Below are 14393 nucleotides of genomic sequence, written 5' to 3' on the forward strand. Positions count from 1 at the left end.
ACCATAAACACAACAAACATCATGGGGGAATTACGCTCAAATTTGGTGAGCAAGATTCACTAATCGCTTTTTACCTTTATCAAAAAGAGAATACCATATTATTATAAAGAGTGTCGTAGAAAAGCGTTACTTCGATTCAGGTTCCGGTAATGTAGGTGCAACTCCTACCCTCGCAAGAGGTCGTCTAATAGTAGGACGCCGTTATAGTCGTTTTTTGATCATTACCTCTTTTTTAAAGAATAAAAATAAAACAAGTGCCGTAGACAAAAGTTACTTCGCACTTTTAATGCCGGTGTTGCGGGTTCGAGTCCCGTCTCTTCCACAAATAAACTTTTAGGTAAACCTAGAAGAATTCAATCTCGATTATCGAGAGAAACTTTTAATCGGGAGAGTAGCTCAATTGGTAGAGCACGTATTTGTCTTTTGTCGTTTTTTGCCTTGTTTTTAAAACAAAAATCAAAAAATAAAGAGTGTCGTAGAAAAGTGTTACTTCGCACCGACAGTTTGAACAATTTTCACTTTTCAATCAGTTACCTCTTTTTTATAGCAGCATACCAGAATGTGCCGTTTTGTAATCATACTTCGCTTTTTGGATAGGTTCATATGGGTTCGAATCCCATCGATACTAATTGATTACACATTTGTAGCCATTCTGCACTATTATAAAACAAAAAAGAAAACCAGGTTTGAACCTGGTTTTCTCGATTAAAAAAACATCCACTGACGACTGACTGGTCGATTATGAATTGAGGTATTATCTTTTTATAGCATTTACTAACATAAACAAGCTTGTAGACCAAAACCCTAAAAAAAAAAGTAAAAAAAATTACATTTATCTTTAAAGCACTAGTTTTACTCGTCAAAACGCGGTATATTTTATTTAAATTTATCACCTAATTTATCTAGACAACATCAACCTAATCAACATGAAAAAAGCATTAGCCCTATTTGTAATCACCATTTGTGTACTATCTTGTAAGAATGAAGGAAAGAAAGAATATTCTGATGAAAACACATCAGAAACTTCTACTGAAGAGATAAGTACAAATAGTGAAATTTCTTCTCCTAACACTAAGTTATCTAATATAGATTTAGCTATTGAGGTAGAAAACTTCATTACCTGTAAAAAAACTGCTACCGAAAGAAATGATTGTAGAAATAGTATTACCAAAACCATTACCAAAGCTTTTGATCTCACGGAATTTAGTGATCCAAAACTTGGGTATGTCATATATGATAGTATCCGTCCCATTGTAGAAGATTCCAAAAAGTGGTTACAACTTGGATCTATAAATCAAGAAAGTATCGATCAAGCATTGGCACATACCAATAGAGGTGGTTTGTCTTTAATCATCGACACTGCAGAAACCTATGGCCATGTAGTAATGATTGTTCCTAGCGACGCTAAAAAATCTGGATCTTGGGATATGAAATTACCAAATGTTCTTTCCCTTTCTAATTATAAACCTGAAAGTTCTTTTAGCAACAAATCACTCTCTTATGCCATGAGAAAAAGTGATGAATTAAAAATCTATGTAAGACAATAGAGTTAACTGTAACATTTAGATTTCTAGAAAATTTAATGATATTGTAAAATAGACTTCTTTTTTTTGAAGTAAATCTATTTTTACAGTTAATTTTTTGCGCACTATTTCTTCATTCATTTCTCAATCATAATTTAAGTTAATTTTTATAAAACCCTAAAAATAATGATCTGATTTTTAGCTGTTTAAAACCTATTTTATCGGTAGATATTAGTAATTTGAAATCCGAAACTTTATAAAAAAGGCGTGATGACAAACACACACATCAACAGACGAGAATGGTTAAAAAAAGGAGTATTAACTTTGGGATCTATAGCTCTTATTCCTTCAGACATTTGGGCAAATACAGTTATCGAAGCTCAAAGGCATAATCAGAAGTTTTTATATCAGAATTCGTTGTTTGATGAGTTTACGCCACCAGAACTCCCTGATTTAAGTACCGTAAAAGCGCGCTTAATCTGGAATGAAAACCCTTATGGGCCTTCAAAAAAAGCTGCAAAAGCTTTTCAAGAACGTGTTTTTGATGGCAATCACTATTCTTGGAAAGCTTTGTACCAGCTGATTGAAAAAATTGCTACTAAAGAACAGGTAAAGCCTAATCAGATCATGATGGGACCTGGTTCTTCGGATTTATTAGAAAAAACAGCATTGGTTTTATTCCCAGAAAAAGGAGGAAATGTGGTAAGCGCAGATCCTTGCTATATGTCTTTAGTCCATGTAGCAAAAGCATGTGGTGGTAATTGGAAATCTATTAAATTGACTAAAGATTATCAGCATGATCTGGATGCCATGGAAGAAGCAATCGATGAGCAAACCAAGTTAGTTTATATTACTAATCCTAATAATCCTACTGCTACTATTACCGATGCCAAAAAACTAAAGGATTTCTGCGCTCGAGTATCAGAAAAGGTTCCAGTGTTTATAGATGAAGCCTATATAGAACTTAGTGACGCTGGTCATAAAAACAGTATGGTTTCCCTAGTAGCGGAAGGCAAAAATGTGATGGTTGCCAGAACCTTTTCCAAAATTCATGGAATGGCAGGGTTACGAATTGGATATATGATGGCTTCTGAACCATTATTAGAAAAAATTCAAAAAATTACCAGAGGCGGAATGGGAATTACCGGACCCACCATTGCTGCAGCAAGTGCAAGTATGGATGATACCGAGTTTCTGGATTCTTGTAAGCAAAAAATTGCAGAAGGAAGAACCTATACCACCAATTTCTTAAAAGATATGGGAATTGAATGTATGCCTTCGCAAACTAATTTTTTGATGTTTCCTATCCAACTGGATGGAAATGAATTTTTAGAAAAAATATATGCTGAAAAAGTAGTGGCCAGAGCATTTCGATTCTGGGATCAAAATTGGTGTAGAGTAAGTATAGGTACTATGGAGGAAATGAAAATCTTTACAAAAACAATCTCCGAAATCTTAGCATAATTCTATGGAAACCACCATTCAGAAAACCATTGTATTTGGGGTTTTTATACTTATCGGATTTTTGTTAAAACGCAAATTCACCTCTAAAGCGGAAACGCAAGGATTGAAAAAGATAATTCTAAACCTTGCGCTTCCTGCAACTATTTTTATAGCATTAATGGGAGTGAAAATTGACCAAAATCTATTAACACTTCCTTTCATCGCATTACTAATCAATGGTCTTTTATTTTGGATTTTCCCTTTTGTATTACCCATGGTAGGTTTCAAAAAAAATACTCCAGAATATAAAACGTTACGATTGCTACTACCTTCTTTGGCTCCAGGATTATCTTGCTTTCCCTTTATTGCAGAACTCTTGGGCCCTAACTATCTCGCCAAAGCAGCCATGGCAGATCTAGGAAACAAGGTATTTGTTTTGATCATTTTGTACTGTGTGGCCATGCACTTGTATATGAAATTATCAAACAACACAAATCAAAAACAGAACAGAAAATTAAAATCACTAATTACAACCCTTCTATCTGAACCCGTAACAGTATTGATATTACTAGCGATCGGATTACTGTCTTTTGGGTTATCTTTTCAGAATTTACCTAATATGATTCAGGATGTATTACGGAAATTAAGCCTGTTGATGACTCCACTAGTAATGATTTTTATAGGTTTATCCGTAAAAATTAGGAAAGATCAGTTCATAAAAATAGTATCTGTTCTGATTTTGCGGACAGGAGTCGTACTATTAATTTCTGCTGGTATTATTGGACTAATGGGAATTACGATACGAGAAGAAATCTTATGGTTGGTTTCCTTTTCCTTAAGTGCATGTAGTTTTTGGCCTTACGCACATATTACGGGTATTGGAGAAAAGGAGAAACAGGAATACGGCAGTGAAAAAACATTTCATAATGGATTGGCCATTAATGTACTGGCTATATCGTTTCCTTTATCAACTGTAATGATTATGGGTATCATGCTAAATCCATCACTTGTTGGAGATCCTTATCGCATAATCTTATTAGCTATTGGTTGTATAGGTATTGGAGTGATACTCACTTTTTGGGTACGCTATCAAGAAATCAAAGATGTTGCTAAACGCACCACAACCATTGGTCCAAAGCAAAATATTTGGATGACAAGACAAGCTTCTAAAAATTAACAATACCCTTCCTTAAAAAAATAGATTTTTTTCTATTAAAATCATATTGCGCAAAATCACTGCGTAATACAACTTCATCTTTGCTTTGTAATTAATAAAACTCTCTTTAGCATAAAAGGAAGTGCTGCGGAAAAAGACCTTTTACGTAACCGTGGAGTGATTGGATGATGTTGTTAGTGGCGTGCCCGCTAATGAATAGATTTTGCAGAAGCACCGAAATACACAGGATGTAATACCAGTTCTGATGTAAGAATGCTCAGAGTAAAATATAGGTATTTTTTGTTTAGGCAAAAAAAGAAAATACAAGCATAGCCAAAGCTACGTTTACATTTTATTTTGAAGCATCAACGAGAAAGAGCATATTTTACGAGTAGTTTTACGTTGGAAATGGTATTAGTAGGGAAGCGCATTTAGAGCCAATCTGTTCGCTTAGGCGAAAGTCTCAGTTCGAATCTGGGAAGAGAGACAAAAAAACATACAAAGATGAAAACAAGATTAGAAAACATAGAAAAAGAGCGCAGTGTACATATACCGTTTGCCTGTGAATCTGGAAGTAGAGCTTGGGGTTTTGCTTCACCAGATAGTGATTATGACGTACGTTTCCTATACACAAAACCATTAGATTGGTATCTGTCTGTATCTGAGAAAAAAGATACAATAGACATCATGGACGGTGATTTTGATGCTGTTGGTTGGGAATTACGTAAAAGTTTACAACTACTTAAAAAATCTAATGTACCAGCAACAGAGCATTTATTTTCACCTATCATTTATGTAGGAGAAAATGAACTTCTTACTGAACTTAGAGAGATCGCATCAGAATGCTTCTCTCCTATAGCTAGTATGTTTCATTATCTAAGCATGAGTAAAAAATATGAAGAAAAACTGGCTACAGAAACGATCAAATTAAAGAGTTTATTCTATGCCCTAAGAACTTCAATGGCTGGTAAATGGATTTTAGAATATAAAACCATACCTCCAGTAGTTTTCAGTGAAATGCTATCTTTAGCTCCTAAGGATGTAGTTGAGAAAATCTTAGGTTTAATGGACATCAAAGCCAAAGAAGATGAAAGTTATATGCACCTAAGAAATGAAAAAGTCATAGCTTTTATCTCCGAAACGATAGAGACGAATGATCGGTTTGCAAAATCTCTTCCTTCGGGAAAACCAGATCATGAAAGAATAGATGCTTTCTTATTTAAAAGTATCACTTCAAATTAATTTAATGAATATGTCAGACCAAGCTTATCGAAGTCCAATGATACTTCGGTAAGTTTCGTTTGACCTTTAAAATAATATTATAATACATGAAAACTATAGAAGAATTAAAAGCATCAAGCACTATTATATTTGAATGTATTAGTGGAAGTCGTGCTTATGGTTTGGATACTGCAACTTCTGACACAGATATTAGAGGAGTTTTCATTCTTCCAAAAGAGCAATTCTACTCTTTAGAATATATTGGACAAATCAATAATGAAACAAATGATATTGTGTATTACGAGCTTAGAAAGTTTATCGAATTACTATCTAAAAATAATCCAAACATTTTAGAGCTATTGAATGTTCCATCTGAGTGTATTTTACAAAAGCATCCTGTTTTTGATCAACTCAAAATGGAATATTTTGTATCTAAATTATGCAAGGATACCTTTGCCAACTATGCCTATACTCAAATCAAAAAAGCCAGAGGATTGAATAAAAAAATTGTCAATCCTGTAGAGAAAGAACGGAAAACAGTATTAGATTTTTGTTATGTAAGATCAGAAAAGCAATCTATTCTTATAAAAGATTTTTTGGAGTTAAAAGAATTAAATGCAACAAATTGTGCATTGGTAAAAATCCCTCATATGAAGGATTGTTACAACTTGTTTCACGGAATAAGTATGGGGTATCAGGGTATAGCCAGAGAAAATGCAAATGAAGTATGTCTTAGTTCTGTACCAAAAGAAGCGTTACCTATCGGAATGTTATATTATAATAAAGATGGATACTCTTCTTACTGCAAAAAGTATAAGGAATATTGGAGTTGGGTAGAAAAACGTAATGAAGACAGATATAAAAACAACGTTGCTCATGGAAAGAATTATGATACCAAAAATATGATGCATACCTTTAGATTACTTCATATGGCAGAAGAAATCGCAAAAGAAGGAATGATCAATGTTAAAAGATCGGATCGTGATTATTTATTACGAATCAAAAATGGAGATTTTGAATATGATGACTTGGTAAGAGAAGCTTCAGAAATTAAAGATGAGTTAGAAGCTTTTTATGATGAATCTAATTTACCTGAAAAACCAAATCTTACTCAGGTAAATGGACTATTAGTGAATATGAGAGATAAATTTTATTCACTAAAACAATAAATTTAATTTCAAAATGGAACTAAAAGAGGAATTTGTAAGATATCCCAGTGGCCTTTCTGAAGAAAAACTTGCTAAAAGATTTGGTTTATATTGGGATAACGACACGCAAGATTGGGAATTTGTTGTTTCAGATTTCGGTAGAATCTCAGATTTTCTTAAAGTATACCAACAAGAGCTTTTAGATGATGATGATAAATTTACTTTGATGGGATTAATTGTTTCCTCTTTTGATGATGGAATTTCTAATTTTGATCAAGAAACTGCCAAATATTGGAATATATGTAGTAATATATTAGAAACAGAATGCTATTTACATTATTCTATAATGCATTATTGGAGTTTGTTAGATGAAAAAGATGATCAAAATGTATTTGATATAACTCCATATATGCGAAAGATCTGGAATACAGTAAAAACAAAATTTATATAAATTATTTCAATACGCAAAACTATTGCGCAATACTATCTCATCTTTGCTTCATTAATTAAAAAACAGATGAAAAATAAAGTAAACATTACAGGAAAAACATTAATCGATTTAGGTTTTAGATCTGGAAAGTGGTTTCCAGAAGCCATCGAATATATCAATACAAATCAGCTGGAAGATGAAGCGATGTTTGCCTATTTAGAACAATACAAACTACCTCCTTTACAGGAACCACATATAGATCCAGTGGATTTTAACATCAATATAAAAGCAGAGAATGAACAAGAAGAAGACAATGTTACTGCGGTGTTAGATTCTATGAAACTATTAATGAAAACACCTACGGTTATAGACGGTGCGGTGATGCCAGATGCTTGCCCTGCAGGTCCTAACGGAACAATTCCTGTTGGCGGTGTCGTGGTTGCTAAAAATGCGATTCATCCAGGAATGCATAGTGCCGATATTTGTTGTTCTGTGATGCTAACAGATTTTGGTAAGACAGATCCTAAAAAAGTATTAGATGCTGCGGATGCAAGCACACATTTTGGACCTGGTGGAAGACCGAGAGGACAACAATATCAGTTACCAGATGAATTACTAGCTGAGTTTAAAGACAACTTCTTTCTAAACGAAGATAAAGACATCAGCATGGCGAGAGAACATCTGGGAACTCAAGGAGATGGAAATCATTTCTTATTTATTGGTACATCATCAAAAACGGGTAATACGATGATGATTACACATCACGGATCCAGAGGTGTAGGTGCTCGATTGTATAAAAAAGGAATGCATATTGCGAATAAATTCAGAAGAGATATTTCTCCAGATACTTTGAAGCAAAATGCGTGGATTCCTTTTGATACCGAAGAAGGAAAAAGCTATTGGTCTGCTTTGCAAACGATTAGAAAATGGACAAAACTAAACCATGAGGTGATTCACGATGCTACTTTAAACGCATTAGGTATGAAAGCTGAAAACAGATTCTGGAACGAACATAACTTTGTCTTTAAAGACGGAGATTTGTTTTACCATGCCAAAGGCGCTACTCCGCTTGATGCTAAGTTTATGCCAGATATTACAGGCCCAAGATTGATTCCGTTAAATATGGCAGAACCTGTATTGATTGTGGAAGGAACCACAACGGATACAAATCTTGGATTTGCTCCACATGGTGCTGGTAGAAATTTGAGTAGAACGCAGCATAAAAGAAATAAAGAAGGACAGACAAGAGAAGAAATCTTTGAAATCGAAACGGCTGGGCTAGATGTTCGTTTTTTCTCTAATGAGATCGATATTTCTGAATTACCGAGTGCTTATAAAAATGCCAAAGCCGTAAGAAACCAGATGTACGAATTCGGACTAGGGCAAGTAATCGATGAGGTAATGCCTTATGGATGTATCATGGCCGGAGATTTCCAGATCAATGCTCCATGGAGAAAGAAAAGAAGAAGGAAAAAATAATAATATGTCAGTCTGAGCTTGTCGAAGACACTTTTGTAAAGTAAACACTTCGACAGGCTCAGTGTGACGTACAACGCATAAAAAATGGCAACAAAAAAGGAACTCTGTATTAAGTTTCGGCTTATCAAAAGTTTGTTGTAAAATTTTAAAGATAAGACCTATTAGGTTTTAAAAACCTGACAGGTCTATAAAAGAAAAAAAATTGGAAATAAAAGAGCTTGAACTAACCATATCCGAAGTACTTATAGACAAAATTACAATTGATGAATTTGAAAGTATCATCTATCAAGACTTTTATGTTGATCAAATAAAATCCAACAATTTTATTAAAAATGTAATAACCATTAATTACAGGAATAAGAACTGGAAAAAAGAACTAGAAGATCTAATTCGTCAATACTGGGATACTAAAAAATACTTGGGTTATTCGATTAGAAATTATTGCTTAAAATTAATTGAAACTGATAACCCCGATATAATATTTAATTTCGTTGACAAGATAGCAGAGTTGAACATAAAATATGATTATGAATATGAAACCTTAATGCAATTTTATTTTTTCCGCAATGAATTAGGATTGATTGAATCAGGATATGGTTCATATTCGATTGAAAGACTTATTGAATACGTAAAAACGTATGCTAAAAAATACATCAATACTTATAGTTTTGATATAGATATTGATCTATTATTAAATCTCGAGGAAGATTTTGATAAAACTTATAAAAAAAACAGGAAAGTAATTGAACACAATACTGCACCTCATAAATTAAATAAGACTAAAACTGATAAAAAATGGTTTCAATTTTGGAAAAAATAAGTCAAAAAAAAACCTAATTAATACGATGTATTTATATCCTATCTTACAAAACAGCATACCTTTCCTTTCAGAATCCTGGAAGAAAACGTATGCTGCTTTTTTAGAAGAAGAACATTTACAGGTTTTCGCAAATACGCTTCAGAAATGGCACAAGTTTGGTGTGCCTGACATATTACCACTTCCTCATTTCGAAGAAGAAACCACTCCTCCACTATCCCAAGCATTTGAAAATTTTAAAACGATTCTTTCGGAAAAAGACACCAATCCACAAGATTGGTCGACAACTATTGAAAACACACCTTTCGAGCATCTTTTATTACTAATTGGTCAACGATGCACCTCAGCCACATTACAAAATTCAGCAGCGATTCCACCAGTAAAAGAAACATTATTAGCTAGTTGTTTTACTCCTTTTAATCATCAAATCTGTATAGCTACCAGAGCTTGGGAAAAACACATTGGAAGATCTGAAGATAATTTCTGGGGAACTATGAAAGGGAATCCAGCTCAAAAAGAAGAACAAGTAAAAAAACGAATTCTTGAAATCATCGAAAACAAAACCTGGTGGAATATCTTTTACCATTATCAGCATGAATACGTATATGAAATTCGAGTTGCTAGTGGTCATGGTATCCGATGGAATGCCAAAGGAACGAAACTTATTGGATTCTTAGAACCTTTTTTATAGACAAGTAATTTATAGAAGTTGGTTTACTTACCTTTGTAAAAACCAAGTGCCAGCTTAAAACTATTGTATGATTTTTACCATTCAAAATGATCAGCTAACCGTTAGAATCAATTCTGTTGGAGCAGAACTCTCTAGTATCATTACTAAAAAAGATAACAAAGAATACCTATGGCAAGGAGATCCAACTATTTGGGCCAGTCAAGCCCCAGTCTTGTTCCCAATTGTAGGTGGATTAAAGAATGGAACCTATCATTATAAAGATCAACAATACGGGTTACCTAAGCATGGTTTTATTAGATACAATACAGCAATTGAGGGAATTCAAAACTCGGAAACTAAAGTGTCATTTACACTGTCCCCATCAGAAGAAACTATAGAAAAATATCCTTTTCAATTTACATTTACTATTAGTTATGAACTTGTAGAGAATCAATTAATTGTTTCACATACCGTAGAAAATACAGACACAAAAACCATGTACTTTTCTATTGGTGGTCATCCAGCCTTTAATTGCCCTATAGATCCTTCAGAAAACTATGAGGATTACTTTATCGAATTGGAACAAACTAAAAATACAGATTGCTTTGTGCTTACCTCTGATGGATTGATTAGCGATGAAACGATATCCGTAATTAAAGACCATAAAATCTGGCTTACCGATACTATTTTTGATAAGGATGCGCTGATTTTTAAGGATATTCAAGCAAATAAAGCTACGCTTATTCATAAAGAAAAAGGAGCTATACTTTCTATGGATTTTAAAGATTTTCCAGATCTTGGTATTTGGGCAAAACCTAAAGCACCCTACGTATGTATCGAACCTTGGTTAGGATATGCTGATGTAATTTCTACAACGCAAAACATTATCGAAAAAGAATGCATTCAGCACTTAGAAAAAGAAAAAATACATCGTAGTTCTTATAGTATTACTATCACCAACGCTTGATTATAAACCCCAGTAGTTTTCGATACAATCTGTCATAGACAGACAACTCCGAATAAAGTCTTTCTTCACTCTAATATTCGTAAGAAATGCTTTCATCAAAATTGGCAACATTCAATATCAATTGATTCCCTTCTACCTGTAGATTAGAAATATCAAAATCTAACTCTTGCGTAATAAAAGCTAAACAAGCTTCTTCATTGCTTAAAGACAATCTTAGATTTCTTTGTGGTGGATCAGATTCTAAAACAATACCAGAATCTATTAAATTCAGTTGCCAGGTATCTCCATCACAACCAGATGATCCAAAATTAATTTTCAAACAATTATCTGTTATAGATATACTATTAATCGAAACTGGATCAGAAGGGCCATCTGCAAATTCCGTAGCACTGATCAAGGTGGTCATATCACAGTTAGTAGGAGCTACATTGTTATCATCATCGTTAGAACAACTCAAAATTGCAGTTGCGGTTAGTAATAGAAGTAGGATACGTTGCATGAGTAAGGATTTATGTTATTCTATAGATGAAATGTTATCCAAATGGTTGCGATGAATTTTGTAAAAACTTAATATTAGCTATTTAAAATAAAAATGAATTAGTGCTCAAATTTGGATTTCTCTTCAAAATAATCCCATATTTGCAGCTGAAGTAAGAACCAAAAAATCAAGTTTAACATCTATGAATCCATTTTCAATACATAAAAAAGGACGCTGTAAAGTCGTTTTCGAATCGAAAACATAGATAAAAAACTAGAATAATTATATTTCTTTTAAGCGTCCAAAACAAATTGGACGCTTTTTTTATGTTTTTATTCTAAAAAAAATTGCAATCAGATACAAAGTTATTTGAACGATAGTAAAAAGATTCTCAGCTGATTAGATATTTGTCGAAAGACGGACAGGACTTTCTTTGTTTAAAAATAAACATAAACCACTAATAATCAATTAATTAAATTGAGATTTTATTTGCGTAATTAAAAAATAGATTTCATATTTGCACCGCAATAAAGCGATAACAAATGTCACACTGAGCCTGTCGAAGTGTAAAGACAAAAAATTAATAACCGAAGTACTATGACCTTTAGATACATATTTACAGATGCACTAGGAGAACAAGGTTCTTTTATGCATACGCTTCGGGACTTCTATAACTCATAAACTGCATACAACAGTTTCTTATAAAGTCCGAAGCCAGCAAAAGTTTCGGACTTTTATTTTCATAAAACTTCTTTTTTACTAGACTTTCTAATCTGGGTTGCTTCACCAAGCGTACTCAAGTTTTATAAGAATGTTATTGAAATGTTCCGAACATAAAACATTAAGAACAAACTTTTAAAAATAATTCACATGAAATTTTATAACCAAAACAGTTAAGATTTCAGGTATCAGAAGATAAGCTGGAATCATTTGTAAAACTATTACAAACGAAACAATATGTTTAATGAGACCGGCACATATCAAAGGCCAAAGGCAAAAAGAAGTTCGAAGCATCCAAAGGAGACAGCGCAAAATTTGGGCAGCACAACGAAATCTTGGATATATAAAATTAGAGAAACCTATAAGACATGGATGGTTCAAAGAATCAGTCATTACCAAACAGGTCGAAAAATATAAAAACCAAGAATATATCATTGAACTGCACGAAAAGCTTGTAAATCCTTTTGGGGAAGAACAAAAGAAGAAGCTGAAAGTAAATGGTACGAGGAAATCTCGAGGTATTTAATCCATAAAGATTTACCAACCATTAGCAGAAGATCCTTTAATAAGCTTAGTGATGGAGCACAGCGAATGTGTGTACCGTTTCGATACTATACAAAGGAAAAAAAAGTAAGGCTTCGATTTTATGTAAATCTCCCCAAAGGCAGCTATAAGATCAAATTTACAAGAGCTTATGTAACCCATAGTAAACGGATTGATCCTAAACTAGAAAGTGAAGACGCTTTGTTAGAACAAAAGTTGTTAAAACATGGGTACTTCGAAGAAATTCAAAAACAATATAGCTGGAAAGATCATTGGCAAACACCAAAACTTAGAAAAGAAAAGCTACAAACGAATAGCAAACTAAGAGATCTTAAAAAATACAATATCCAGGACATTATAAACGAAGAAATATCATGGGAAAGAAATTAAGCGGAAAAGACTTAATCAAATTAGGCTTTCCAAAAAACAATAGTATTAATGTGACCTTGGGTCAGATTAATCGATATCAAAAAAGAGTAAAGAAAGAACAAATATTACAAGAAGCAAAAAAAGTATTACTAAATCCAGAAGCATATAAAGGTGATGGAATTTGGGGTAAGATTGCAGAGAGTTTGCTAAAACCTGTTGAGGTAAAAAAACACGCATTGAAAACCACAAGAGCTCCATTTCAGATCTATGGTGAGAATGAAATCGAGGATCAAGCAAAATATCAATTGTTTGATGCATTAAAGTTACCGGTTTCGGTAGCTGGAGCATTGATGCCAGATGCCCATAGTGGATACGGTTTACCTATTGGTGGTGTGTTAGCTACCAAAAATGCGGTGATTCCTTATGGAGTCGGAGTAGATATTGGATGTAGAATGTGTTTAACTATTTATCCAATAGCAACTTCTTATCTAAAAGGAAAAAAGCATCAGCTAGAAAACATACTTTCCGAGCACACAAAATTCGGAATGTATGAAACCCATAAAGTAAAGCATGATCACGAGATCTTTGAACGATCAGAATTTAAAGACATTCCGTTAGTAAAAAGATTAAAAGACAAAGCGTATAAACAATTGGGAACTTCTGGTGGAGGAAATCACTTTGTAGAATTTGGAGCAGTAGATATCTCAGATCCTAATAACGAATGGGGATTAACAATCGGGTCTTATATAGGTGTGTTATCACATAGTGGTTCCAGAGGATTAGGAGCCAATATTGCAAAGCATTACACATATTTGGCTACCAAACAATGTCCATTACCAAAACATGTACAGCAATTAGCATGGCTGGATTTGGATACGCATGATGGACAAGAATATTGGCTAGCGATGAACCTTGCGGGAGACTATGCACAAGCTTGTCATGATAATATTCATGCCAGAATTGGAAAATTATTGGGAGCAAGACCTGTAGCCAAAATTGAGAATCATCACAACTTTGCCTGGAAGCAAGAGGTAAACGGCGAAGAATGTATTGTACATCGAAAAGGAGCTACTCCTGCCGCCAAAGGTGAGTTAGGAATCATTCCTGGATCTATGGTAGCACCAGGGTTTATTATTCGTGGACTTGGAAATCAAGAGAGCTTGCAGTCTGCTTCTCATGGAGCCGGAAGATTACATTCCAGAAGAAAGTGTAAAGAGAAATTTACCAAAAGTGACATCAAAAAAGAGCTAAAAGCAAATGATGTTACCCTAATTGGTGGAGGAATTGATGAAGCTCCAATGGCGTACAAGGATATTACCAAAGTAATGGCAAACCAGCAAGAGCTTGTAGAAGTTGTAGGAACCTTTACTCCAAAAATTGTACGAATGGATAAGTAAAGTGATTTGGGCGTTACCCCGATGCATACTTT

14 protein-coding genes are annotated in these 14393 nt (G+C 33.7%); 13 read left to right on the top strand and 1 reads right to left on the bottom strand.

Annotation, left to right across the window (positions count from 1 at the left end; all coding sequences use genetic code 11):
- Window positions 1-926 precede the first annotated feature (926 nt).
- The 10 genes from ABD077_RS21225 (at window position 927) to ABD077_RS21270 (ending at window position 10854) form a co-directional block, all read left to right on the top strand.
- Window positions 927-1547, top strand: a complete 621-nt coding sequence (locus ABD077_RS21225; RefSeq protein WP_343914233.1) for a hypothetical protein — start codon at window positions 927-929, stop codon at window positions 1545-1547.
- Window positions 1548-1793: 246 nt separating this feature from the next.
- Complete coding sequence (locus tag ABD077_RS21230; protein ID WP_343914234.1) at window positions 1794-2987, top strand: pyridoxal phosphate-dependent aminotransferase; 1194 nt, start codon at window positions 1794-1796, stop codon at window positions 2985-2987.
- Window positions 2988-2991: 4 nt separating this feature from the next.
- A complete protein-coding gene (locus ABD077_RS21235) occupies window positions 2992-4143 on the top strand; it encodes an AEC family transporter (RefSeq protein ID WP_343914235.1) in 1152 nt (383 codons plus the stop codon).
- 483 nt (window positions 4144-4626) lie between these two features.
- Window positions 4627-5364: a nucleotidyltransferase domain-containing protein gene (locus ABD077_RS21240; RefSeq protein WP_343914236.1), complete on the top strand. Its 738-nt coding sequence runs from the start codon at window positions 4627-4629 to the stop codon at window positions 5362-5364.
- An 86-nt stretch (window positions 5365-5450) separates the two neighbouring features.
- Window positions 5451-6512: a nucleotidyltransferase domain-containing protein gene (locus ABD077_RS21245; RefSeq protein ID WP_343914237.1), complete on the top strand. Its 1062-nt coding sequence runs from the start codon at window positions 5451-5453 to the stop codon at window positions 6510-6512.
- Window positions 6513-6525: 13 nt separating this feature from the next.
- Window positions 6526-6942 (top strand): hypothetical protein, encoded by a 417-nt coding sequence (locus ABD077_RS21250; protein ID WP_343914238.1) that lies wholly within the window; start codon window positions 6526-6528, stop codon window positions 6940-6942.
- Window positions 6943-7008: 66 nt separating this feature from the next.
- A complete protein-coding gene (locus ABD077_RS21255) occupies window positions 7009-8400 on the top strand; it encodes an RtcB family protein (protein WP_343914239.1) in 1392 nt (463 codons plus the stop codon).
- Between the two features lie 202 nt (window positions 8401-8602).
- A complete protein-coding gene (locus ABD077_RS21260; RefSeq protein WP_343914240.1) occupies window positions 8603-9220 on the top strand; it encodes a hypothetical protein in 618 nt (205 codons plus the stop codon).
- Window positions 9221-9245: 25 nt separating this feature from the next.
- On the top strand, window positions 9246-9908 hold the full coding sequence (locus ABD077_RS21265; RefSeq protein WP_343914241.1) for a hypothetical protein: 663 nt from the start codon (window positions 9246-9248) through the stop codon (window positions 9906-9908).
- A gap of 67 nt (window positions 9909-9975) precedes the next feature.
- Window positions 9976-10854 carry an aldose 1-epimerase family protein gene (locus ABD077_RS21270; RefSeq protein ID WP_343914242.1) on the top strand — a complete coding sequence of 293 codons (879 nt, stop codon included), beginning with the start codon at window positions 9976-9978 and terminating at the stop codon, window positions 10852-10854.
- 70 nt (window positions 10855-10924) lie between these two features.
- Here the strand turns inward: ABD077_RS21270 and ABD077_RS21275 are convergent, their stop codons facing one another.
- Complete coding sequence (locus ABD077_RS21275; RefSeq protein ID WP_343914243.1) at window positions 10925-11353, bottom strand: hypothetical protein; 429 nt, start codon at window positions 11351-11353, stop codon at window positions 10925-10927.
- A 943-nt stretch (window positions 11354-12296) separates the two neighbouring features.
- Between ABD077_RS21275 and ABD077_RS21280 the strand changes: the two genes are divergently transcribed.
- From ABD077_RS21280 to ABD077_RS21290, 3 genes are all read left to right on the top strand, one after another.
- The gene (locus ABD077_RS21280) at window positions 12297-12578 is read left to right on the top strand and encodes a hypothetical protein (RefSeq protein WP_343914244.1); all 282 of its coding nucleotides are present in this window, start codon (window positions 12297-12299) and stop codon (window positions 12576-12578) included.
- Window positions 12579-12643: 65 nt separating this feature from the next.
- On the top strand, window positions 12644-12985 hold the full coding sequence (locus tag ABD077_RS21285) for a hypothetical protein (RefSeq protein WP_343914245.1): 342 nt from the start codon (window positions 12644-12646) through the stop codon (window positions 12983-12985).
- On the top strand, window positions 12970-14361 hold the full coding sequence (locus tag ABD077_RS21290; RefSeq protein ID WP_343914247.1) for an RtcB family protein: 1392 nt from the start codon (window positions 12970-12972) through the stop codon (window positions 14359-14361). Before ABD077_RS21285 ends, ABD077_RS21290 begins: the two co-directional genes overlap by 16 nt.
- The last annotated feature ends 32 nt before the right edge of the window (window positions 14362-14393 follow it).

The sequence above is a fragment of the Aquimarina litoralis genome (assembly GCF_039523995.1).
In the GTDB taxonomy this organism is placed as follows: domain Bacteria; phylum Bacteroidota; class Bacteroidia; order Flavobacteriales; family Flavobacteriaceae; genus Aquimarina; species Aquimarina litoralis.